The organism is Thermococcus henrietii (assembly GCF_900198835.1).
In the GTDB taxonomy this organism is placed as follows: domain Archaea; phylum Methanobacteriota_B; class Thermococci; order Thermococcales; family Thermococcaceae; genus Thermococcus; species Thermococcus henrietii.
In genome coordinates this window covers 644,511-664,191 of record NZ_LT900021.1, presented here as the reverse complement: position 1 = coordinate 664,191, position 19,681 = coordinate 644,511, and the positions used below count along the sequence as shown (strand labels likewise).

Sequence of the window (19,681 nt, the reverse complement as noted above, 5' to 3'; positions counted from 1 at the left end):
TTTTATACCGCCTCACCAAACCCCTACGGTGATGCCCATGTTCATGGCCGAGTTCAAGCTCAGATTTGGAGACAGAAAGTGGTACGTGAGGAGAATAGTCGAGGCTTCTTCACTTGAAGAGGCTGAGGAGAAGGCAAAGCGCTACGCCGAGCTCATGAACAGGGGAGAGGTTGAGTGGAAGCTGAGCTACGTCATAGAGGCCGAGAGACCGCTCATAATAGGCGACGAGGAGCTCAAAAAGCTGAGCTGAGCTCCCCGGCGAGGTTTTTCTCCATTATCCTTCTCACTTCTTCAACCTCCCCCGTCCTGCCGAGGGCGTACATGAGCTTGACGAGCGTTGCTTCTTTCGTCATGTCTCCGGCGGGAATAACGCCGGCCTCGAGGGCCCTTCTGCCAACTTCGTAGCGCGTCAGGTCAACGCCACCGTAGAGGGCCTGTGTCGTCATGACCACGGGTTTTTCGCGGGCGACCCTTGAGACGGCCTCGAGGAGGTTCCGCCCGCGGTAGGGGATTCCCCCGGCGCCGTAGCCTTCGAGAACTATGCCGTGAACCCTCTCCGCAACCGCGAGAAAGACCTCCGGGGAAAGGCCTGGAGTTAAGCGTACGTGGACGACGTTCGGGTCTATCCTCGGGTCGAAGGACGGCTCTCCGGCGGAAAGCTCGGGTCTGTGCCGTACAACGACCTCCTCACCCTTGATGTAAGCAATGTCTGGATAGTTTATGCTCTGGAAGGCGTTGAGGCCGAGGGAGTGCACCTTCGAAACGCGCGTGCCGAGCATTATCTTGTCCATGAAAGCGACGTATATCCCAGGAAAGCCCTTCATCGCGAAGGTTAAGGCCGTTTTCAGGTTCCTCGGCGCGTCGCTGTTGGGTTCAGTTATGGGGAGCATCGAGCCGGTCAGGACTACCGGAATCGGGACGTTCCTCAGCATGAAGCTCAGGGCCGAAGAAGTGTAGGCGAGGGTATCCGTTCCGTGGGTTATGACGATTCCATCGTAGTCGTTCAGGGTCTCAAAAACGGCCTTTCCAATCGTTATCCAGTCCTCGGGCTGAATCAGCGTGCTGTCGAGGTTGAGTATGTCCTTCGCCTCTATCTCAACGCCGTCGCCCTCTATCCCGGCCATCTCCAGTATCTCGCCGACGCTCAGCGTGGCTTTGTAACCCTTCTCGGTCTTCGCGCTCGCTATCGTCCCGCCGGTGCCGATTATTAGAATCCTCACTCCCACCACCGTGCCGAGTAGACCCCCACAGTTTTTAGTCTTTTTGACGGGGAATGAACAAAAAAGAACAGAAAAAATTGGCAGAACGTCAATCAAACTGGAGCAGGACGAAGGCCAGGAAGGCCATAGCGGAAGCGAAGAGGAAGCTGTAGGTTAATGAATAGGCGCTCCAGAGGTAGCCGGCAATCAGCGAGGCCGGGAAGGCGAACACTCCAACCACAGTGTGGTAGGCACCTATAACCGTCCCCTTCTCGCCCTCCCCTGCCAGCTCAGCCATGTACGCCCTCGGAACCGTGTCAATCACCGCCATGTAGAGGCCGTAGACGACGAAGGCGAGGAGCAAAAGTGTCAAGTCCCTCGCGAAGGCAAAGCACAGGCTTGCGAGGGCCGAGAGGAGGAAGCCAACGCCGATTAGGGCCTTCTTGCTCACCCTGTCCGAGTAAACGCCTATCGGATAAGCTGAGAGGGCGTAGATGAGGTTGAAGAGCGCGTAGAAGGCAGAGCCCTGAAGAACCGTGTAGCCAAGCTCCTCGGCCTTCCAGAGGGTGAAGGCGTAGCTGTACCTGCCGAGGGTTCCTACGGCGACAACCGCAAGGAAGAGCTGAAGGGAACGGCTCCTCAGCGACGAAATAGCGGCTATCTTCCTCTTAACTTCCCCGCCCCTGTCCTTGACGAAGAGCGCTATTATGAGGAGCGAGAGAAGGCCCGGGACGGCGGAGAGGAGGAAAATCCTCCGGTAGAGGGTTTCCCTCGGCAGGTAGGAGAGGAGCCCGATTAGCAGAACCGCCACGAGGGGACCCGCGACAGCCCCAAGGGTGTCCATCATCCTGTGGAAGCCGAAGGATTTTCCAGTTTTTCCGTTGCTCGATTCGGCAATGAGCGCGTCGCGCGGAGCCGTTCGTATTCCCTTCCCGGTTCTGTCTAGAAGTCTCAACGTGAGGAAGTCGAGCCAGCCGCGGGAGAAGGCGAGAAGACCCTTGGAGAGCGTCGAGAGCGCGTAACCTGTGAACACGAAGGCCTTGCGCTTCCTAAAACGGTCGCTGAAGTAGCCGAAAACCACCTTGAAGAGCGAACTCGCGCTCTCGATGAGGCCCATTATCGAACCGCCCGCGAGCTTCCCGACTTTGAGAACCTCGGTCAGGTAAGCCGGAACTATCGGCGCTATCATCTCACTGCTCATGTCGTTGAGGAAGCTGACGATTCCGAGGAGAAAGACGTTCCAGCTGATTCCGAAGACCTTCCGCTCCTTCTCCATGTTCACTCCCCCAGGAGTTCCTCACAGAGCTCCCTCAGCTTCTCTTTCCCCTCTTCAAGGGCCCTAAGGCCCCTTTCCGTTATCGTGTAGACCCTAACTCTCCTCCCGTTCCGAACCTCTTCCCTGCTCGTGAGGAGGCCCTTCCGCTCGAGCTCGTGGAGGAGGGGATAAATCGTGCCCGGACTGAGTTTGTAGCCGTGTCTCCCAAGTTCTTCCATCATAAAACTGCCTGTGACACCTTCCCTCGCGTGGTGGAGGACGTGGAGCGTTAGGAAGTCGCGGTACTTCATATCGAACACCGATATCGAGATGCGATATTTGGGTATAAAAAATTTTGGCTCAGCGGCGGCGCTTCATGTTGAGCACCGCCAGGCCGAGGAAGAGAACCCCAAAGCCGAGAAGAACGGCCACGTCACCCCATATCCTATCGAGCCCCCAGCCGCGAATCATGACCGACCTGAGGGAATCCACCGCGTACGTCGGGGGGAGCAGATAGGAGAAGGGCCGGAGGTACTTTGGTATGGCCTCCACCGGCCAGAAGATGCCCGACAGCAGAAACGTGGGGACGACTATCATCGGGACGAACTGGACCGCCTGCGCCTCGTTCCGGGCGAGGTTGGAGAGGAGTATCCCGAGGTTGACGCCGACGATTGCCAGGAGCGCCACGAGGGCGAAGGCCAAGAAGAGGCTCCCCTCAACGTTCACTCCGAAGCCGAAGACCGCTATGGCGAGCATTATCGCCGCCTGGATTGTCCCTATCACGCCCGATGCTATCGAGTAGCCGAGGACCACCTCTCCCTCACTCAATGGGCTCGCCAGGGCCCTGTCGAGCGTTCCGAGGTTCCTCTCACCTATGAAGGACAGGATTGAGAGCACCGTCGAGATTAGGAACACCGCGAGCGACATGACGCCCGGCAGGAACGTGTCCATGAACTTGGCGTTCCTTCCGTACACGGCATTGTAGCTGACCCTGACCGGCAGTCTGAGGCCGTTCTCCTCGAGGGTTCTCATGAGCGCAGCGTTGATGCCCGAAACGACGGCGTCGGCTATGTAAGTGTTGCTCCTGTCGAGGTAGACCCTGATTTCCCCGGGATTCTCCGGGAAGTAGATGACGGCCCAGCACTTCCCCTCTCTCAGCTCTTTCAGGGCATCCCCCAAGGTTTCCGCCCTCGAAACAGAGAACGTGCTCGCGTTGAGGTTCCCAATGAACTCGGAGCCGAAGCTTCCGTCGTCGTTGACGACGACCACCTTAACGTCGTGGACGTGGCCGCCGAAGGCCAAGCCGAAGAGCACCATGAGGACAATCGGCGTGATTAGGGCGTAGCTCAGGAGCCTCTTATCGTGCCTCAGCTCCAGCAGGCTCCTCCTCGCCACGGCCAAAACCCTTCCCGAGTTCATCCTTTCACCCCCGTGAGCTTTAGAACGGCCTCTTCGAGCGTTGCCGAGCCGGTCTCAGCCATAATCTCCTCAGGAGTCGCCGTGACGAGGACCCTTCCGGCAATCACAATCGCAACGCGGTCGCAGTTTACGGCCTCGTCCATGTAGTGCGTCGTTATAAGGATTGAAGCGCCGCCATCGGTCAGCTCGCGGAAGTACCTCCAGAAGCTTGCCCTCAGCCCCGGGTCGACCCCCACGGTGGGTTCATCGAGGATTAGAAACTCGGGTTCGTGCACCAGCGCACAGGCGAGGGAGGCCCTCCTCTGCATCCCGCCGCTGAGCTCGGCAACGAGCCTGTCCCGGAACTTCTCAAGCCCCACGAACCTCAGCACCTCCTCCTTCCTTCTCTCGAACTCCTCTCGGGGGAGACCGTAGAGGCGGGAGTAGAACCACAGGTTCTCCTCGACGGTGAGGTTCAGGTAGAGGGCCAGCTCCTGCGGCATGTAGCCGACCCTGGCCAAAACTTCTTTGTTCGGCATTTTCCTGCCTAAAAGTTCAATTTCGCCGGAATCCGGCTTCAGAAGTCCGACTATTGTCTTTATCGTTGTCGTCTTCCCTGCCCCGTTCGGTCCGATGAGACCGAATATCTCTCCCCTTTCAACCTCGAAGGAGAGCCCCCTGACGGCCTCAAAGTCCCCGTAGCTCTTTCTGAGCTCCTTAACAACGAGGGCGGGCATCGCCACCACCGAGTTCACTTCCGGGAAAAGGGATATAAGGATGTTGTAACTGAAAGAGTTACAAATTTTAAAGGGTGGTCCCATGGAGGAGCTCGTTGAGAGGCTGATGAGGCTTGGCCTGAAGGAGTACGAGGCGAGGGTCTACGCGGCCCTCGTCATCACCGGGCCCGCGAAGGCGAGCGAGATAGCCAAAGAGAGCGGCGTCCCGAGGCCCAGGGTCTACGACGTCCTGAAGAGGCTCCACGAGAGGGGCTTCGTTGAGGTCAGCGAGGGCAGTCCGGCGTACTTCAGGGCGGTTGAGCCCGAGAAGGTGATAGCGTCGCTCAGGGACGACTACATTCGCTCGGCGGAGGAGGCGATAATAATGCTCAAGAGCCACCAGAAGGAGAGGCAGGAGGAGTGGCTCCCCGTGTGGTACCTCCAGGGTGAGTGGAGCGTTAGGAGCCGCGCCGAGGAGCTCGCTGGAGAAACCGAAGAAGAGTTCGTGGCGACGTTTATGGAACCTGCCCTCGTCTTGAAGTTCAGGAGGGCCTTTGAGAGGGCGAAGGAGAAAGGAATAACTCCAAAAATCCTCATACTCACGAGGAAGGCCTTCCGTGAGAGCAGACTTGAGGAGCTTGGCGAAGTCTACTATCTCCCCCTCTCAAAGGTCCTTGAAGGCGAGCCAAGGGACTTCATGGAGGCGGTTGCGAGGGCCCTCTTCTCCACAGGGGAGCGCTACGTCGTGAAGGGCCTCTTCGTCAGGGACTCCCGGGAGTCTCTCCTCGTCTACGAGGAAGGCGGAATCAAGGGCATCCTCGTGAAGATACCCTTCATCCCCGTAATCCAGAGGGAGGTCGTGGAGTACTACCTCAGGAAGCTGGACGGCTATTCAAGCACGTGCCTTTCAAGGACGTAGCAGTGGAACGTTCCCTCAAAGACCCTCTCGTTCTTCTCGTTGGAGACCTCTGCTTTGACCAGCTTTTTACGTCCAAGGTCTTCGATTACCTCTGCCTTGGCCATCAGCCTCTCACCGGCCTTAACAGGTTTCAAGAACTTCACCTCGGCCTTTCCGAGGACAACGGTGGGCTCGTTCACTGCGAGCATAGCCGCGTAGTCTGCCAGTCCAAAGGTAAAGCCGCCGTGAACGAGGCCGTACTCGTCAACCGCCATCTCCTCAGTAGTTAAAAGCTCGACCTCAGCTTTCCCGGGCTCGATTTTCAGCGGCCTTCCGACGAGCCTCTCAGAGGTAAGCCTGTGCGTCCTCTGCTCCATTTCCCACACCAAAAGTTTATCTATCCGAGAGCCCTAAAAAGCTTGATGCCTATGCACCCGCTCAAGGAAGCAGTCCAGGTCAATGGCTCAACCGAGTTCACGAGGAGCGAGCTGGTCGGAATCCTGAGCTTCCGGCTCAGACGCTTCTCGGTAAGTGAGGCAAAGGCGGTGATTGAGGAGTGGATTAAGGAGGGTCTCCTGGAGGAGCGCGAGGGAAAGCTCCACGCGAGGATTGAGGCCCTTAAGGAGGCAGAGAAGCCGGAAAACCTGCTCGGGGAGATGGTCGTCCACATAGCGAGGGCCCTTGGCTGGACGGAGCTTGAGGTAATGGAGGGGATAAAGGCACTGCGCGAGCGCTACGGCGACCTGGACGAGCGGATTCTGGCTTACCTCTTCGGCCTTGAGAAGGGCGTTGACATGTCAAAATTCAGGGACAGGATTGACGTCTGATTAACTCTTATTAACCTCCACCTCGATTCTGTAAGTGGTGACGCCCATGCCCGAGGAGGCTCTCATCGTTGTGGACATGCAGAGGGATTTCATGCCCGGTGGAGCGTTGCCGGTTCCCGACGGCGACAAGATAATTCCGAAGGTCAACGAGTACATCAGAAAGTTCAAGGAAAAGGGAGCGCTGATAGTGGCGACGCGCGACTGGCACCCGGAAAACCACATCAGCTTCAAGGAACAGGGAGGGCCGTGGCCGAAGCACTGCGTTCAGGGAACTGAGGGGGCGGAGTTCGTCGTCGAGTTGCCAGAGGACGCGGTGATAATCTCCAAGGCCACCGAGCCAGACAAGGAAGCCTACTCCGGCTTCGAGGGGACGAACTTGGCAGAAATACTCAGGGAGAAGGGCGTTAAGAGGGTTTACGTCTGCGGTGTTGCGACGGAGTACTGCGTCAGGGCGACGGCTTTGGACGCCGTGAAGCACGGCTTCGAGGTCTACCTTCTGAGCGACGCGGTCAAGGGCATCAACCCGGAGGACGAGAAGAAAGCTCTTGAGGAGCTTGAGAGAGTCGGCGTGAAGATTCTGTGAACCTTTTCCACTCTTTCAGGAGGACGAGGAGCAGGTTTAAAACGATTGGCCCTATTATGAGACCCTTCAGCCCCATCGCCCAGGTTCCGCCAATCATTCCGATGAACACGAGGGTCTCGTCGAGCTTCGCGTCTCTCGCCACAAGCATGGGCCTTATCGTGTAGTCGGGCATCGGGGAGACGAGGAAGAAGCCGTAGAGCGCTATTCCAAGGGCGTGTAGATAAGCGCCTTTGACCGCAAAGTATATCGCCGCCGCGAGCCAAATCATCCAGCCCTCGAAGAGGGGGACGAAGGAAAAGGCGAACGTCAGGAAACCGGCGACTATGGCCGTGTAGAGGTCTGAGACGCGGAAGACTATGAAGCCGATTGTCATCAGGATTCCCTTGGCCACGTTGAGGAGGAGCCATGCTCTAACGAGGGCAGAGAGGGTTTTGTTCACGCTCCGTAAGATTTCCTCGCCGAGTTCGCGGTTCTTATCCGGCAGGAGAGCGTATATCTGGGCCCGGATTTCCTCCCCGTAGGCGAGGGCGTAGTAGTAGGTGAAAAAGAACACGAAGAGCTGGAGGAGGTAGGAAGGCAGGGAGAACGCCTGCCGTGAGAGGTAATCGGCTATCTTGGGGACGGCCTGGTCCTGAAAGTGCTGGAGGAAGTTGAGGACATCCAGAGGAAGAGGAAGGGTCAGGAGCCAGTTGAAGACGTTCACGATGCCCTCGTAGAATGACATGAGGACCTGAACCGAGACGAGGAGGAGTTCCAGCGTCAGTGCCCCACCGAAGACGAGCATTGAAAGGCTTATCACGAGGGCGGAGCGCTTCTTTCCGAGCTTTACAGAGAGCCTGCGCTGAAGTGGATATGAGGCGTAGGCCAAGACAAAGCCAAAGAATATGGGAGTTACGAGTGGATTGACTACCCTCCAGGTTACGTAGAGGATTATTGCTACGACCGCGCCCCAGACGAGTTCCTCGGCCTTCATCCCAAGGGTTTATTAGCCCCGACTATAAAAACCCGCCGGTGGTCGTATGGAGGAGGCGCTGGTTGAGAGGTTCAGCTCATGCCTTGAGAAAGGCGAGAGACTGATGGACGAGGGCAGGTACGGCGAGGCCTTCGAGGCCCTTCTCGACGCTCTGAAAACGCTCGGCGCGCTGGTGGTTTACAGGGAAACTGGCATGCTCGTTCCGGCCGAGAGGCTCAGCGGTTTCCTCGGAAAATGGCCAGAGCTCGAGGAGGCCCTGAGAAAGTATTCCTCCCTCACGGGAAGCGAAGAAACGGCAAGAGCTTTAAGGGAAGAGCTGAAAGAACTGAAGGGGATGATGAGTTTGCCGAGTTCCGAGCGGTGACGAGACTCAGCCTCTGACCCAGAGCGAGCCAATGCCCCCGCTACACTGGGAGGCAGTGTTCGCGAGGACCTTGGCAAAGCCCCTGCCTGCCCTGAGCCGGACGAGGACATGACCCTTTCTCGTGAGAAAGAGCAGCTCAATCCTTCCGGAGCGGAAGCGAACCTTGGGAGAGCCCCTTAAATAGAGCGCCCCATGATTTTCCCTGCCCCACAGGGAGCTTATCTCTATTGATTTTCCCGAGAAGAAGAGCGAGAGCCTTACATCCTCCGGGGTTACAGGCTCGTCCTCGAGGTAAACCGTCCCCCGGCTCGTGCCCAGGTACAGGGAGTTTGATAAGCTGTCAACGTACTTCCCCAAAGCTTCATAAACTGTCCTATCCATCGGTCTCACCATAGGTATTTGGACCTGAGGGTATATCGGTAATTGGTCGTTAACGGTGGTTGCCATGAGGATTGTTTCAGCCGACACGGGTGGGGCCCTACTAACCGAGGACTACGAGCCGATAGGACTCATTGCAACTGCTGCAGTGCTGGTTGAGAAGCCCTACAGAACCGCGACGCTCAGCAGGGTGAAGTACGCCAACCCCTTCGACTACGACATGAGCGGAAGGCAGGCCATCAGGGACGAGGCGTTCCTCGCGGTTGAGCTTGCAAGGGAGGTCAAACCGGACGTCATTCACCTTGACTCGACAATCGGCGGGATAGAGGTGAGAAAGCTCGACGAGCCGACCATTGACGCCTTAACGATAACCGACCGCGGAAAGGAGGTATGGAAAGACCTCGCGAAGGACCTCCAGCCCTTAGCCAAGAAGTTCTGGGAGGAGACGGGGATAGAGATAATCGCCATCGGCAAGTCGAGCGTCCCGGTCAGAGTAGCGGAAATCTACGCCGGCCTGTACACGGCAAAGTGGGCCATCGAGTACGCGAGGAAGGAGGGGAAAGCCATCGTCGGCCTCCCGCGCTACATGAAAGTCGAAATAAGGCCCGGAAAAATCTACGGTGAGAGCCTCGACCCGCGCGAGGGCGGTCTCTTCGGGGAAATTGAAGCGGAGACAGAGGGAATCGGCTGGGAACTCTACCCGAATCCGCTCGTCAGGCGCTTCATGGTTCTGGAGGTTTGGAGAGAGTAAGGGGGCTAAGCCCCCTTCTCCAGCTCGCTCGGGAACTTTATGGCGTCGAACGGGCACGTCTGGTTGCAGACGCCACAGCCCGTACAGAGCAGGCTGTCTATGCGCACCTTGTTGGTCTCCGGGTCGTAGACGAGCGCCGGACAGCCGGTCAGGAGTATGCACGCCTTGCAGCCGGTGCACTTGTCCTCGACGACGAGCGGTATCTCGCCTATCTCACCGCGCCTTATGACGGGAATGACGCACTCGCGCTTCGCTATTATGACGGCTGGCCCTTCCACCTGCATGGCCTCCTTTATGGCCTCCCTCGTGGCCTTGAGGTCGTAGGGGTCAACGGTTTTGACGTACTTGACGCCAAGCGCCTTAACCAAAGCCTCGATGTCAATCTCGTTGAACTTCCTGCCGGTTTCGCTACCGCCGGTTCCCGGGTGCGGCTGGTGGCCGGTCATCGCCGTCGTCCTGTTGTCGAGTATCATCACCAGAACGTTCAGGTTCTTGTAGACGGCATCTACCAGCGGCTGAATTCCGTTGTGGAAGAACGTCGAGTCACCGATTGTCGCGATTATCTTCTTGTTCATTGCCACGCTCTGGCCGTTGGCAAGGCTTATGCTCGCGCCCATGACGTACTCGGTCCAGATGGCCTCGAGCGGCGGGAGGAGCGATAGGGCGTAACAGCCTATGTCGCCGTGAATGGGGACCGAGTAGCGGCCGAGCTTGAGGTCGCGGAGGGCATCTAAAGCGGCCCTGTAGCTTCCCCTGTGCGGACAGCCGGGGCACATTACCGGCGGTCTCTTCGGGGCGAGGCTTTCGGCGAGCTTTACCTCCTCCGGCTTCTCGTAGGTTTCTTCGCTTTCACCAATTAGCCTGAGGAGGGCGTTTCTGACGAGGCTCGGTGTGAGCTCGCCCTCAAGGGGCAGATGCCCGGTTCTCTTGCCGTAGATTGGAACATTCAAGCCAGCCTCGTAAGCGACTATCTTGACCTCCTCCTCGAGGAACGGCGCGCCGTCCTCGATTACAATCGCGAAATCAACGGTTTTGAGGAAATCAACGACGAGCTTCCTCGGGAGCGGGTGGGGCGTTGAGAGCTTGAGGACCTTGAGGTCCTCCCCAATTTTCGGAAGAACCTCCTTCACGTAGTTGTAGGGCGCGCCCTCGACGATTATTCCAATTCTACCGCTCCCCTCGACCCAGTTGAAGGGCATCGAGTTGAACTCTTCCTCTATCTTCGCCAGGGTCTCGTTGAGCCACCTGTGCCTCTTCCTGTTGCCTTCCATGCTGGCTCTAACATAGCGCTCGATGTCCTTCTTGAAGACGGGCTTCCTGTCGAGTTCGATGAACTCCCCGACCTCCACATCGGCGGTCGTGTGGTTAACCCTGGTTGTTGTCCTGAAGATGACCGGGACCTTGTACTTCTCGCTCAGCTCGTAGGCGTACTTAATCAGGTCGTGGGCCTCCTGCGGGTCGGCAGGCTCAAGGACCGGCAGAAGCGAGAGCTTGCCGTAGTAGCGGTCGTCCTGCTCCGTCTGGCTTGTATGTGGTCCCGGGTCGTCCGCCACGAGGATTACGAGACCGCCTTCGACGCCTGAATAGGCGAGGCTCATAAGCGGGTCCGCTGCCACGTTCAAACCGACGCACTTCATTGTCACGAGAGCCCTCAAGCCCGTGTAGGCCACCCCCGCGGCCTCCTCCAGCGCGACCTTCTCGTTGGGCGCCCACTCGGCGAAGACTTCAGGCTTGAGCCTCGCTATCGTCTCGATGACTTCGGTTGATGGCGTCCCGGGGTAGCCTGTGGCGAAAACGACACCGCTTTCGAGGGCGCCGTAGGCTATCGCCTCGTTTCCCATGAGAAGCTTCTTCTCTCGCCTTTCGCCTTTTACATCGGCCGAATCAGAAGGGTAAGCCTTAACCGCCTCCATGTCACCACCGTAGTGGGTTGGGCCGGGAGGTTAAAACTCTGCCTTCAATCCTCGAGGAAGATAACCGAAAAAATTTCAAAGCTCAGAGGGGTTTTTCGCCCCGTTCGTAAATCTTGCGCCTCTCCTCGGCGTTCACGTCAACGGCCTTTCTGCGACTCATCAGGACGTAGAGCAGGACACCAACCAGAACGATGACCGCGAAGGCCGTTCCGAACTCCGCCACCACTCCGGTAATCAGCGCGAAGACCGATGCGAGAACCACGACGATGACTATCACCGCCACGGCCAGCAGGATTCCGTAGCCGTAGCGCTCCATAAACGTTGCACCGTCCATTTTCGGCACCGTTAAGTGTTTCTCCGAACCCCTTAAATACCCTCGGGTCGAGGATAGACCATGAAGGTCAAGGAACTTCTCGAGCTTTTGGAGGAAACGATAGGCCACCTTAGGATTGCCCTCGTCGTCAACCAGCAGAGGGTTTTTGAGAGCCCGATGACGAGCTACGAGTTCGCCCAGCGGGCGATTGAGATTCAGGAGGATTTGAAGGACCTGGAAAAGCTCAAGGCCGAGCTGGAGAGGCTCGACCCGGAGAGCGACGTCGAGGAGCATTACCCGAGGAAAGAAGTTGAGAGACTCCTGAAGACCCTCGAACTCCTCAGGGAGAGCGAGAGCCACGTTTACTGAAGGCCTCGCGGAGGGCCTTCATCTCTTCCTCGTTCAGACGGTTCTTCACCCACCGCTCCTTCAAACTTAAGTTCTCGTCCTCCAAATCGAGGACGGCCTTTCTGACGCCTCCCCTCGGGTTTCTGCTGTCCCCCTCCCAGCGCGGGATTACGTGGAGGTGCAGGTGCGGGACCGTTTGCCCGGCTTCCTTTCCGAGGTTCATGCCGACGTTGAAGGCGTCTGGCTTCAACGTCTCCCTCAGGACTTCCATCGCCAACTCCATGCCCCGTATCAGGGCGAGCTTCTCTTCTCCCGTCAAATCTTCCCAGCGCTCGACGTGCCTCCTCGGAACGACGAGGAGGTGTCCCCTGCTGGCAGGATAAGCGTCGAACAGGATTCTTATTAGGCTATCCTCGTAGAGGAGTTGTTCCCTCGGCGGTCTGCAGAAGGGGCACTCCATCGGCAACACCAAAGGCTTAAAATCCTCCCACCTAAAAAAGCTCCCGGTGGTGGCATGGAGGAGTCGCTTGAATCGCTCCAGAAACTCCACAAAAAATTCCTCTCTGCCGGGCTACTGTTGCTCCTGCTCGGCTTTGCGTTGCTGATATTCAAGCCCATCGGGACGGCGTCCATCTACGTCGGAGCCCTCGTCTTCGCGCTGGCCTTTATACCGCTCGAGATGGCGAAGAGAACCGCGAGAAAGATGGCGATTATAGCCTTCCGGGGAGGATAGAAAAGCTTAATAGAAAACCCGGCAACTATCGAAAAGGAGTGAGAAACAGGGGTGATGTAGAATGGCGTTTGTACCACCGCAGGCTGGCTACGACCGGGCGATAACCGTTTTCAGCCCGGACGGAAGGCTGTTTCAGGTAAACTACGCGAGGGAAGCTGTAAAAAGAGGCGCAACGGCTGTAGGAGTTAAGTGGAAGGACGGAGTCGTTTTGGCCGTTGAGAAGAGAATCACGAGCAGGCTCATTGAGCCGAGGAGCTACGAGAAGATTTTCCAGATTGACGACCACATAGCGGCCGCTCCGAGCGGTATCATCGCTGACGCAAGGGTTCTCGTTGACAGGGCCAGGCTGGAGGCCCAGATTTACCGCCTCACCTACGGCGAACCCGTTCCGCTCACCGTTCTGGTGAAGAAAATCTGCGACCTCAAACAGGCCCACACCCAGTACGGCGGTGTGAGGCCCTTCGGTGCCGCTTTGCTCATGGCGGGCGTTAACGAAAAACCGGAACTCTACGAGACCGACCCGAGCGGTGCCTACTTCGAGTGGAAGGCCGTCGCTATAGGAAGCGGAAGGAACGTGGCGATGGCCATCTTCGAGGAGCACTACGACGAGAACCTCGACAGGGACGGGGCAATAAAACTCGCCATACTGGCACTCTCAAAGACCCTTGAAGAGCCAACCGCGGACTCGATAGAGGTTGCATACATTACCACCGAGGACAAGCGCTGGAAGAAGCTCCCGAGGGAGGAGCTTGAGAAGTACCTCAACGAGGTCCTTGAGGAGATTAAAGAGGAAGAGGTTGAGGAGAAGGCCGAGGACTATTCGGAACTCGACCAGAACTACTGAGGTGGCGGGCGATGCCGATTAGCGTTGACAAAGCGGTAATCGCCCGTCTGAAGACGCACGGCGAGACCTTCGAGATACTCGTTGACCCCTACCTCGCGAGGGACTTCAAGGAGGGCAAGGAGGTTCCCATAGAAGAAATCCTCGCCACTCCCTACGTTTTCAAGGACGCGCACAAGGGCGACAAGGCCAGCGAGCACGAGATGGAGAAAATCTTCGGAACCAGCGACCCCTACGAAGTCGCTAAAATAATCCTCCAGAAGGGCGAGGTTCAGCTCACCGCGGAGCAGAGGAGGCAGATGCTCGAGGAGAAGAAGCGCTACATAGCGACGATAATCCACAGGCACGCGGTTGACCCGAGGACCGGCTATCCGCACCCGGTAGACAGAATCCTGAAGGCAATGGAAGAGGCAGGGGTTCACGTTGACCTCTTCAAGGACGCGGAGGCACAGGTTCCGAAGGTTATCAAGGCGATTAGACCGTTGCTCCCGATAAAGCTCGAGGTCAAGGTCATAGCGGTGAAGATACCGAGCGACTACGTTGGGAAGGCCTACGGCGAGGTTAGAAAGTTCGGAACGATAAAACGCGAGGAGTGGGCCAGTGACGGCTCGTGGATGTTCCTCATCGAGATTCCCGGAGGAATCGAGGAGGAGTTTTATGAGAAGCTTAACGCCCTGACGAAGGGCACCGCTCTTACTAAACTTGTAGAGAGGAAGGGACTATGAGGCGGATTTTTGTAAAACCAAGGGAACTGGTCGTCCCTGGGACGTTGCTCGCCCAGGGGCCGTTTAAGAACGGAAGGGGAACCTTCAGGGAAGGCAACAGGATTTACTCAACGGTGATAGGACTTGTCGAGATAAGGGGGGACCTCATAAGGGTCATTCCGCTCGAAGGGCCCTACATCCCAGAGGTTGGGGACAACGTCCTCGGAAAGATAGTGGACGTCAAGTTCTCCAACTGGACCGTTGACATAGGGGCACCGTACCAGGCCAATTTACGCGTTCAGGACGCGGTTGAGGAGCGCATAGACCTGCTCAAGACCGACCTGCGGAAGATTTACGACATAGGCGACATAATCTACGCCAAGGTGAAGGCCTTCAACGAGATAAACCAGATTGACCTCACAACGAAGGGTATGCCCTTCAAGGGCGGCCCGCTCAGGGGCGGACAGCTCGTCACGATAACGCCTTCCAAGGTGCCGAGGCTCATAGGCAAGGGCGGTTCGATGATTAACATGATTAAGAAGCTCACCAGAACGAGAATCATAGTGGGCCAGAACGGCTGGGTCTGGGTGAGCGGAAAGAACGATGAGCTCGAGAAGCTCGCGATAGAGGCCATACTCAAGGTCGACCGCGAGAGCCACACGCAGGGACTGACAGACAGGGTCAAGGAGTACCTGCTTTCGAGGCTCAGGGAACTCAAGGAGCAGGGAGTTATTGAGGAAATCCCCCAGCTTGAGGAGAAGGAAGGTGAGAATGATGATGGGCAGGCCTGAGGGTTTAAAGCTCATCGACGAGAACGGTAGAAGGGTTGACGGCAGGAAGAAGTACGAGCTTAGGCCCATTAAAATGGAGGTTGGCGTCCTCAAAAACGCCGACGGCTCGGCCTACGTCGAGTGGGGCAAGAACAAGATAATGGCCGCTGTCTACGGCCCGAGGGAGATTCACCCCAAGCACCTCCAGAGGCCGGACAGGGCAATTCTGCGCGTCCGCTACAACATGGCACCATTCAGCGTCGAGGAAAGGAAAAAGCCCGGACCGGACAGGAGGAGCGTCGAGATAAGCAAGGTCATAAGGGGCGCGCTTGAACCGGCCCTAATCCTTGAAATGTTCCCGAGAACGGCGATAGACGTCTTCATAGAGGTCCTACAGGCAGATGCAGGAACGAGGGTTGCCGGAATAACGGCCGCTTCACTCGCCCTCGCGGACGCCGGAATACCGATGAGGGACCTCGTGGCAGCGTGCGCCGCCGGAAAGATTGACGGCGAAATCGTTCTCGACCTCAACAAGGACGAGGACAACTACGGTGAGGCGGACGTTCCCGTTGCCATAATGCCCCTCAAGAACGACATAACGCTCCTTCAGATGGACGGCTACCTAACGAGGGAGGAGTTCATAGAGGCCGTAAAACTCGCGATAAAGGGAGCCAAGGCGGTTTACCAGAAGCAGAGGGAAGCGCTCAAAGAAAAATACCTCCGCATAGCGCAGGAGGTGGCGGGCAATGAGTGAGATGGAAGTCATGGCTAGCATAATGCGCGACCACATCATAAACCTCCTCAGGGAGGGCAAGAGGATTGACGGAAGGGGCTTCGAGGACTACCGCGACCTCGAGGTCAAGGTCAACGTCATAGAGAAGGCAGAGGGTTCGGCCTGGGTCAGGCTTGGAAACACGCAGGTCCTCGTCGGAATAAAGGTTGACCTCGGCGAGCCGTTCCCGGATTTGCCGGAGAAGGGCGTCATGACAACCAACGTCGAGCTCGTTCCCCTTGCCTCGCCGACCTTCGAGCCCGGTCCGCCGGACGAGAACGCCATCGAGCTCGCCCGTGTTGTGGACAGGGGGATAAGGGAGAGCGGGGCCGTTGAGCTCGAGAAGCTCGTCATCGTTCCCGGCAAGCTCGTCAGGGTTATCTTCATCGACGTCCACGTCCTCGACCACGACGGCAACCTGCTCGACGCGAGCGGAATAGGTGCAATAGCGGCCCTCATGAGCACCAAGATTCCGAAGATTGAGTACGATGAGGAGAGCGGGGAGGTAAAGATACTCGACGAGTACGAGCCCCTGCCTGTTAAGAGCGTCCCGATACCAGTCACCTTCGCGAAAATCGGTAGCACGATGGTAGTAGACCCGAACCTCGACGAGGAGCGCGTCATGGACGGCAGGATTACTATAACCACCGACGAGAACGGCCACATCTCGGCCGCCCAAAAGGGCGAGGGAGGAAGCTTCAAGCTCGAGGAAGTCATGTACGCCGTCGACACGGCCTTCAAGAAGGCCGAGGAACTTAGAAAAATCGTCCTCGAGGCCGTTGAGAAGGCCTGACCCTTTCCATCTTTTCGGTGATAAATATGGACGTGATGAACATCATCGCCGCAATAATATTCGCGGGCTTCGCCGTTAGGACCCTTTACCTTCTCCTACGGGAAGAGAGAAAGAAAGATTTACTCCTTACCACCGCCATGTGGGGACTAGCCCTCTTGGTTTGGGGGCTGTACATAGCCAACAACAAGGGATGGAAGACGTCTAATCTCCTAGTTATTGTGTCCGGGATAGTTGCCTTTGCACTCTCTCTTCTCGGGCTCTTCGAGCTCCGCGGGGAAAACCCCAAGGAGTTTGGGAAAGAGCTATAAAGGAAAAGGCATAAAACTAAACGGCTTTACGATTAACCGGGGGGAACCCTCATGGGATTGTTCGACAGCCTCAAAAAGAAGGAAAGCAAGCCTAAAATGAAGCCTCCCGCGAGCGTTAAGAAGGAAGTCGCTCCCAGGCATGACATCGATGTCGTACCGATTGAGGAGGATGTTCTTGCTAAGGAGCTCGTTAAGCCCCAGGTTCGCTACTTGAAGAAGATAACCGTGACCAGCTACTCCGACCTAGAGAGAATTTCCAACGAGCTCCACGAGGGTAACATCGTTATAGTTGACCTGACACCGCTTGAAAAGAGACCGGATGTCCTAGAAAAGGTCGCGGAGCAGCTCAAGGGTATGGTTGGAGCGCTCGGAGGGCAGGCGGCCAAGATATGCAAGACCGAGGTTAAGCTTATCCTCCTGCCGAACGACATAAAGATTGTCAAGTGAGGCTTTCCTTTTTCAAACCTCGTCTTTATAAACACCACCTCGGTTCTCTTCTCGGTGATGCTCATGAGTAAGGAGGAAAAGAGGAGTGAAAGGGTGAAGGTTGACCCCGAGCTCGGTGAGGTTCAGGTCGTAAGCCTCGGTGACTGTCCCATCTGCGGTGGAAAGGGAACGCTCAAGGCCATTCAGCACATTCACGAGATTCCCTACTTCGGCAAGGTCATGGAGAGCACGATAATCTGCGAGAAGTGTGGTTATAGAAACGCGGACGTCATGATACTCGAGGACAGACCACCGAAGCTCTACACGGTTAAGGTCGAGAACGAGAAGGACCTCTTCACGCGCGTCGTCAGGAGCAAGAGTGGAACCATAGAGCTGGAGGAGATAGGCGTCAAGATTGAACCGGGGCCGGCATCTGAAGGCTTCATCACGAACGTTGAGGGCGTTCTTGAGAGGGTTCGTGAAACCCTGCTAATGGCGAGGGAGTTCAGGAAGCAGGAGGGCGACGAAGAAGCGGTAAAGAAGGCCGACGAGATACTCCAGTACATCGAGGACGTCAAGGAAGGGAAGAAACCTCTGACGGTAAAGATAGCCGACCCCCTCGGCAACAGTGCGCTCATAGGCGAGAAGGTCAGGAGCAGGCTTTTAACAGAGGAGGAAATCCAGAAGCTGAGCCTCGGACCGTACCAGATAGTTAACCCGGAGGAGCTTGAGGGGCAAGAAGAGGCCAAGGAGGGCGGTAAAAACCCAGAAGAAACCAAAAAAGAGGGGAAGGAGCTCAGTGAGAAATGAGGACGAAGACCTTGTCCTCGATTCCATTTACCTCCACGTTTCTTCCGTCGAAGTTGAGTTCAGCTTCCCCGTTCGCGAGTTTCTTATAGTCGTCCATGCTTACCGCGATGACGCTGAAGACGTCGTCGCCGTTCACGTAGTTGGAGTATTCAAGTATAAAAGGCATTCCAAAGGCCATGTCTCCGGCGACGCCCTTGGTGACGTCGCTCACGTCGAGCGAATCACCGTTGTCAACGATTTGAATGAAAACGTAGGGCTTGCCTACCTTCGCGACGTCCTCATCGGCCATGTAAATGTTGCCCGTGAGGATGTCAACGTCATCGCTGTCCGGATTGAAGGTCATGTGCTTACCGTTGGGCTCGGCCACCATGAGGGTGTACTCGCCAAGGTTGCCCGCGCTCTTGGCCATCTCCACTGCATTTTCGATGTCGCCACCCAGGTCAGTGTCGTCAACCGCGCCAAAATAGTCGCGCGATTTGACGACGAGATAGTCATCGTCGGTTTCAAGGTAATAGAACGTCTTGAGGGGTTCATCGTCGCTGTAGGAGTAGTCAATGTTGACGTAGTAGCCGTCTGAGTAGTCTATTTTAACGACGTAGCCGTCGTCGGTTTCGAGAACCTCGTATGAGTCCTCCGGGACGACCACGACCGCGTCGGTGCTCCCGGTTTCGCTCGTTATGACCTCGATGAGGGGCTCGTCAACGTCCGATACAACGACCCTCATCGTGTCGAACTTGAGCGTGACGGGCAGGTCGGCGTTGAGCTTGACGTCTTTGGTTGTCTCGGTCGGAGTTTTCTCGGAACTTTTCTCGGAGAAGGTATCGGTCGCGGACGGAGTCGAACTGCCCGTTCCAGAGCTCATACACCCGCTTCCCGCGAGAACGAGTCCCACGAGAAGGAATGCCAAGGCGTACCTAATCCCAAACTTCATGCAGAACACACCCACACTTTGGTAATCAGAGACTAAGGAGAAAGGGCTTAAAAACGTTTGCAGGGGCGTTAGGGGGGCCTAAAACACTCAGAGGTAGAAGTAGTCCCTCGCGAGCAAATCCTCAATCAGGGCCCTTACCCAGGGCTTCCTCGTCTTCCTTGAGAGGTGAATTATACCCTCGACGTGGATTCCGTAGCGCTCCTTCATCTCCTCCCTGCTCATCGGTTCCTTGAAGAGAAACGGCCTTTCGATTGTGAAAACGTAGCCGTAGTCCTTGATGTAGCTGGCCAGCCAGTTCTTCCCGTTCTCGCCGTGGACAAGGGTTAAACCGCTCGTATCCTTCGCCATCTCCCAGAGGGTCTCGAGGTCGGCCTTTATCACCTCGCCGACCTCGAAGCCTCCAGCGATTGTCCCCCTCTGAGTCAGCGCCTGCTCCTCGTGAAGGTTGAGCCTCCTCAGCGTGTCCCTCAGCTCGTAGGGATTACCGCGCGCTATGTAGAGGAACACCAGGTCACCCTCATCGAAGGCCTTCCTCTTCCTGACCTCGACCGTTTTGAGGCCCCTGAATATCAGCTCGGCGTAAACCTGGTGGAGCGCTATGACGTGCTCCATGCTTTCACCTGGCGAACCCTCGATGGAGGGAATAAAAAGGTTTGGGCAAAGCTTTTAACTTCCCA

Annotated in this window: 29 protein-coding genes; 16 read left to right on the top strand and 13 right to left on the bottom strand. The window is 56.8% G+C overall.

Features of this window, described 5'->3' with window-relative positions; translation table 11 throughout:
* Positions 1–37 precede the first annotated feature (37 nt).
* Entirely contained in the window at positions 38–250 is a 213-nt protein-coding gene (locus CS910_RS03700) for a hypothetical protein (protein WP_042692738.1), read from the top strand.
* Here the strand turns inward: CS910_RS03700 and CS910_RS03695 are convergent.
* From CS910_RS03695 to CS910_RS03675, 5 genes are all read right to left on the bottom strand, one after another.
* Positions 234–1,220, bottom strand: a complete 987-nt coding sequence (locus CS910_RS03695) for an asparaginase (RefSeq protein WP_099209793.1) — start codon at positions 1,218–1,220, stop codon at positions 234–236. The two genes, CS910_RS03700 and CS910_RS03695, sit on opposite strands and share 17 nt — an antisense overlap.
* 88 nt (positions 1,221–1,308) lie before the next feature.
* A complete protein-coding gene (locus tag CS910_RS03690) occupies positions 1,309–2,475 on the bottom strand; it encodes an MFS transporter (RefSeq protein ID WP_099209792.1) in 1,167 nt (388 codons plus the stop codon).
* A gap of 2 nt (positions 2,476–2,477) precedes the next feature.
* Positions 2,478–2,765, bottom strand: coding sequence for a PadR family transcriptional regulator (locus CS910_RS03685; protein ID WP_099209791.1), 288 nt, complete (start codon positions 2,763–2,765; stop codon positions 2,478–2,480).
* A gap of 49 nt (positions 2,766–2,814) precedes the next feature.
* Complete coding sequence (locus CS910_RS03680) at positions 2,815–3,873, bottom strand: ABC transporter permease (protein ID WP_099209790.1); 1,059 nt, start codon at positions 3,871–3,873, stop codon at positions 2,815–2,817.
* Positions 3,870–4,589: an ABC transporter ATP-binding protein gene (locus CS910_RS03675; protein ID WP_099209789.1), complete on the bottom strand. Its 720-nt coding sequence runs from the start codon at positions 4,587–4,589 to the stop codon at positions 3,870–3,872. The genes CS910_RS03680 and CS910_RS03675 overlap by 4 nt, the downstream gene beginning before the upstream one ends.
* Positions 4,590–4,671: 82 nt before the next feature.
* Here CS910_RS03675 and CS910_RS03670 point away from each other — a divergent pair, with 82 nt between their 5' ends.
* Positions 4,672–5,487, top strand: coding sequence for a TrmB family transcriptional regulator (locus CS910_RS03670; RefSeq protein ID WP_099209788.1), 816 nt, complete (start codon positions 4,672–4,674; stop codon positions 5,485–5,487).
* Here the strand turns inward: CS910_RS03670 and CS910_RS03665 are convergent.
* A complete protein-coding gene (locus CS910_RS03665; RefSeq protein WP_099209787.1) occupies positions 5,457–5,843 on the bottom strand; it encodes a hotdog fold thioesterase in 387 nt (128 codons plus the stop codon). The two genes, CS910_RS03670 and CS910_RS03665, sit on opposite strands and share 31 nt — an antisense overlap.
* Positions 5,844–5,888: 45 nt before the next feature.
* Between CS910_RS03665 and CS910_RS03660 the strand changes: the two genes are divergently transcribed.
* Together CS910_RS03660 and CS910_RS03655 are read left to right on the top strand one after the other, a co-directional pair.
* Positions 5,889–6,293 carry a DUF2240 family protein gene (locus CS910_RS03660; protein ID WP_317450595.1) on the top strand — a complete coding sequence of 135 codons (405 nt, stop codon included), beginning with the start codon at positions 5,889–5,891 and terminating at the stop codon, positions 6,291–6,293.
* Between the two features lie 46 nt (positions 6,294–6,339).
* Positions 6,340–6,876 (top strand): nicotinamidase, encoded by a 537-nt coding sequence (locus CS910_RS03655; protein ID WP_099209785.1) that lies wholly within the window; start codon positions 6,340–6,342, stop codon positions 6,874–6,876.
* On the opposite strand, the gene CS910_RS03650 is transcribed toward CS910_RS03655, so the two are convergent.
* Positions 6,812–7,849, bottom strand: coding sequence for an AI-2E family transporter (locus tag CS910_RS03650; protein ID WP_099209784.1), 1,038 nt, complete (start codon positions 7,847–7,849; stop codon positions 6,812–6,814). The genes CS910_RS03655 and CS910_RS03650 overlap by 65 nt on opposite strands.
* A gap of 46 nt (positions 7,850–7,895) precedes the next feature.
* Between CS910_RS03650 and CS910_RS03645 the strand changes: the two genes are divergently transcribed.
* Entirely contained in the window at positions 7,896–8,213 is a 318-nt protein-coding gene (locus tag CS910_RS03645; protein ID WP_099209783.1) for a hypothetical protein, read from the top strand.
* Positions 8,214–8,219: 6 nt separating this feature from the next.
* On the opposite strand, the gene CS910_RS03640 is transcribed toward CS910_RS03645, so the two are convergent.
* Positions 8,220–8,594 carry a hypothetical protein gene (locus CS910_RS03640; protein ID WP_099209782.1) on the bottom strand — a complete coding sequence of 125 codons (375 nt, stop codon included), beginning with the start codon at positions 8,592–8,594 and terminating at the stop codon, positions 8,220–8,222.
* A gap of 64 nt (positions 8,595–8,658) precedes the next feature.
* Between CS910_RS03640 and CS910_RS03635 the strand changes: the two genes are divergently transcribed.
* Positions 8,659–9,342 carry a DUF4152 family protein gene (locus tag CS910_RS03635; RefSeq protein WP_099209781.1) on the top strand — a complete coding sequence of 228 codons (684 nt, stop codon included), beginning with the start codon at positions 8,659–8,661 and terminating at the stop codon, positions 9,340–9,342.
* Between the two features lie 5 nt (positions 9,343–9,347).
* On the opposite strand, the gene iorA is transcribed toward CS910_RS03635, so the two are convergent.
* Positions 9,348–11,255 (bottom strand): indolepyruvate ferredoxin oxidoreductase subunit alpha, encoded by a 1,908-nt coding sequence (gene iorA / locus CS910_RS03630; RefSeq protein ID WP_099209780.1) that lies wholly within the window; start codon positions 11,253–11,255, stop codon positions 9,348–9,350.
* Between the two features lie 82 nt (positions 11,256–11,337).
* Positions 11,338–11,598 (bottom strand): hypothetical protein, encoded by a 261-nt coding sequence (locus CS910_RS03625; RefSeq protein ID WP_145955349.1) that lies wholly within the window; start codon positions 11,596–11,598, stop codon positions 11,338–11,340.
* A 51-nt stretch (positions 11,599–11,649) separates the two neighbouring features.
* Here CS910_RS03625 and CS910_RS03620 point away from each other — a divergent pair, with 51 nt between their 5' ends.
* Positions 11,650–11,937, top strand: a complete 288-nt coding sequence (locus CS910_RS03620) for a hypothetical protein (protein WP_099209778.1) — start codon at positions 11,650–11,652, stop codon at positions 11,935–11,937.
* Here CS910_RS03620 and CS910_RS03615 read toward each other — a convergent pair.
* Positions 11,909–12,376, bottom strand: coding sequence for an HIT family protein (locus tag CS910_RS03615; RefSeq protein ID WP_099209777.1), 468 nt, complete (start codon positions 12,374–12,376; stop codon positions 11,909–11,911). The two genes, CS910_RS03620 and CS910_RS03615, sit on opposite strands and share 29 nt — an antisense overlap.
* A 54-nt stretch (positions 12,377–12,430) precedes the next feature.
* Here CS910_RS03615 and CS910_RS03610 point away from each other — a divergent pair, with 54 nt between their 5' ends.
* The 9 genes from CS910_RS03610 (at position 12,431) to CS910_RS03570 (ending at position 18,073) form a co-directional block, all read left to right on the top strand.
* The gene (locus CS910_RS03610) at positions 12,431–12,649 is read left to right on the top strand and encodes a hypothetical protein (RefSeq protein WP_099209776.1); all 219 of its coding nucleotides are present in this window, start codon (positions 12,431–12,433) and stop codon (positions 12,647–12,649) included.
* 61 nt (positions 12,650–12,710) lie between these two features.
* On the top strand, positions 12,711–13,493 hold the full coding sequence (psmA, locus tag CS910_RS03605) for an archaeal proteasome endopeptidase complex subunit alpha (RefSeq protein ID WP_099209775.1): 783 nt from the start codon (positions 12,711–12,713) through the stop codon (positions 13,491–13,493).
* Positions 13,494–13,504: 11 nt separating this feature from the next.
* Positions 13,505–14,215, top strand: coding sequence for a ribosome assembly factor SBDS (locus CS910_RS03600; RefSeq protein ID WP_099209774.1), 711 nt, complete (start codon positions 13,505–13,507; stop codon positions 14,213–14,215).
* On the top strand, positions 14,212–14,985 hold the full coding sequence (gene rrp4 / locus CS910_RS03595; protein WP_099209773.1) for an exosome complex RNA-binding protein Rrp4: 774 nt from the start codon (positions 14,212–14,214) through the stop codon (positions 14,983–14,985). The genes CS910_RS03600 and rrp4 overlap by 4 nt, the downstream gene beginning before the upstream one ends.
* Positions 14,969–15,718, top strand: a complete 750-nt coding sequence (rrp41, locus tag CS910_RS03590; RefSeq protein WP_099209772.1) for an exosome complex exonuclease Rrp41 — start codon at positions 14,969–14,971, stop codon at positions 15,716–15,718. The genes rrp4 and rrp41 overlap by 17 nt, the downstream gene beginning before the upstream one ends.
* Complete coding sequence (gene rrp42 / locus CS910_RS03585; protein WP_173866221.1) at positions 15,711–16,529, top strand: exosome complex protein Rrp42; 819 nt, start codon at positions 15,711–15,713, stop codon at positions 16,527–16,529. Before rrp41 ends, rrp42 begins: the two co-directional genes overlap by 8 nt.
* A 26-nt stretch (positions 16,530–16,555) precedes the next feature.
* Positions 16,556–16,837 carry a hypothetical protein gene (locus CS910_RS03580; RefSeq protein ID WP_099209771.1) on the top strand — a complete coding sequence of 94 codons (282 nt, stop codon included), beginning with the start codon at positions 16,556–16,558 and terminating at the stop codon, positions 16,835–16,837.
* Between the two features lie 51 nt (positions 16,838–16,888).
* Positions 16,889–17,284: a cell division protein SepF gene (locus CS910_RS03575; protein ID WP_099209770.1), complete on the top strand. Its 396-nt coding sequence runs from the start codon at positions 16,889–16,891 to the stop codon at positions 17,282–17,284.
* Between the two features lie 57 nt (positions 17,285–17,341).
* Positions 17,342–18,073 carry a ZPR1 zinc finger domain-containing protein gene (locus tag CS910_RS03570; RefSeq protein WP_394346601.1) on the top strand — a complete coding sequence of 244 codons (732 nt, stop codon included), beginning with the start codon at positions 17,342–17,344 and terminating at the stop codon, positions 18,071–18,073.
* Here the strand turns inward: CS910_RS03570 and CS910_RS03565 are convergent.
* Both CS910_RS03565 and CS910_RS03560 read right to left on the bottom strand, forming a co-directional pair.
* On the bottom strand, positions 18,060–19,013 hold the full coding sequence (locus tag CS910_RS03565; protein ID WP_145955348.1) for a hypothetical protein: 954 nt from the start codon (positions 19,011–19,013) through the stop codon (positions 18,060–18,062). The genes CS910_RS03570 and CS910_RS03565 overlap by 14 nt on opposite strands.
* A 78-nt stretch (positions 19,014–19,091) precedes the next feature.
* Positions 19,092–19,616: an ASCH domain-containing protein gene (locus CS910_RS03560; protein ID WP_099209767.1), complete on the bottom strand. Its 525-nt coding sequence runs from the start codon at positions 19,614–19,616 to the stop codon at positions 19,092–19,094.
* Positions 19,617–19,681 lie beyond the last annotated feature (65 nt).

Bases quoted from the DNA above. Each gene is read 5' to 3' on its own strand.
- CS910_RS03700 (WP_042692738.1), top strand. From the start codon at position 38: ATGTTCATGGCCGAGTTCAAGCTCAGATTTGGAGACAGAAAGTGGTAC.
- CS910_RS03690 (WP_099209792.1), bottom strand. From the start codon at position 2,475: ATGGAGAAGGAGCGGAAGGTCTTCGGAATCAGCTGGAACGTCTTTCTC.
- CS910_RS03685 (WP_099209791.1), bottom strand. From the start codon at position 2,765: ATGAAGTACCGCGACTTCCTAACGCTCCACGTCCTCCACCACGCGAGG.
- CS910_RS03680 (WP_099209790.1), bottom strand. From the start codon at position 3,873: ATGAACTCGGGAAGGGTTTTGGCCGTGGCGAGGAGGAGCCTGCTGGAG.
- CS910_RS03675 (WP_099209789.1), bottom strand. From the start codon at position 4,589: ATGCCCGCCCTCGTTGTTAAGGAGCTCAGAAAGAGCTACGGGGACTTT.
- CS910_RS03670 (WP_099209788.1), top strand. From the start codon at position 4,672: ATGGAGGAGCTCGTTGAGAGGCTGATGAGGCTTGGCCTGAAGGAGTAC.
- CS910_RS03665 (WP_099209787.1), bottom strand. From the start codon at position 5,843: ATGGAGCAGAGGACGCACAGGCTTACCTCTGAGAGGCTCGTCGGAAGG.
- CS910_RS03660 (WP_317450595.1), top strand. From the start codon at position 5,889: ATGCCTATGCACCCGCTCAAGGAAGCAGTCCAGGTCAATGGCTCAACC.
- CS910_RS03655 (WP_099209785.1), top strand. From the start codon at position 6,340: ATGCCCGAGGAGGCTCTCATCGTTGTGGACATGCAGAGGGATTTCATG.
- CS910_RS03650 (WP_099209784.1), bottom strand. From the start codon at position 7,849: ATGAAGGCCGAGGAACTCGTCTGGGGCGCGGTCGTAGCAATAATCCTC.
- CS910_RS03645 (WP_099209783.1), top strand. From the start codon at position 7,896: ATGGAGGAGGCGCTGGTTGAGAGGTTCAGCTCATGCCTTGAGAAAGGC.
- CS910_RS03640 (WP_099209782.1), bottom strand. From the start codon at position 8,594: ATGGATAGGACAGTTTATGAAGCTTTGGGGAAGTACGTTGACAGCTTA.
- CS910_RS03635 (WP_099209781.1), top strand. From the start codon at position 8,659: ATGAGGATTGTTTCAGCCGACACGGGTGGGGCCCTACTAACCGAGGAC.
- iorA (WP_099209780.1), bottom strand. From the start codon at position 11,255: ATGGAGGCGGTTAAGGCTTACCCTTCTGATTCGGCCGATGTAAAAGGC.
- CS910_RS03620 (WP_099209778.1), top strand. From the start codon at position 11,650: ATGAAGGTCAAGGAACTTCTCGAGCTTTTGGAGGAAACGATAGGCCAC.
- CS910_RS03615 (WP_099209777.1), bottom strand. From the start codon at position 12,376: ATGGAGTGCCCCTTCTGCAGACCGCCGAGGGAACAACTCCTCTACGAG.
- CS910_RS03610 (WP_099209776.1), top strand. From the start codon at position 12,431: ATGGAGGAGTCGCTTGAATCGCTCCAGAAACTCCACAAAAAATTCCTC.
- psmA (WP_099209775.1), top strand. From the start codon at position 12,711: ATGGCGTTTGTACCACCGCAGGCTGGCTACGACCGGGCGATAACCGTT.
- CS910_RS03600 (WP_099209774.1), top strand. From the start codon at position 13,505: ATGCCGATTAGCGTTGACAAAGCGGTAATCGCCCGTCTGAAGACGCAC.
- rrp4 (WP_099209773.1), top strand. From the start codon at position 14,212: ATGAGGCGGATTTTTGTAAAACCAAGGGAACTGGTCGTCCCTGGGACG.
- rrp41 (WP_099209772.1), top strand. From the start codon at position 14,969: ATGATGGGCAGGCCTGAGGGTTTAAAGCTCATCGACGAGAACGGTAGA.
- rrp42 (WP_173866221.1), top strand. From the start codon at position 15,711: ATGAGTGAGATGGAAGTCATGGCTAGCATAATGCGCGACCACATCATA.
- CS910_RS03580 (WP_099209771.1), top strand. From the start codon at position 16,556: ATGGACGTGATGAACATCATCGCCGCAATAATATTCGCGGGCTTCGCC.
- CS910_RS03575 (WP_099209770.1), top strand. From the start codon at position 16,889: ATGGGATTGTTCGACAGCCTCAAAAAGAAGGAAAGCAAGCCTAAAATG.
- CS910_RS03570 (WP_394346601.1), top strand. From the start codon at position 17,342: ATGCTCATGAGTAAGGAGGAAAAGAGGAGTGAAAGGGTGAAGGTTGAC.
- CS910_RS03560 (WP_099209767.1), bottom strand. From the start codon at position 19,616: ATGGAGCACGTCATAGCGCTCCACCAGGTTTACGCCGAGCTGATATTC.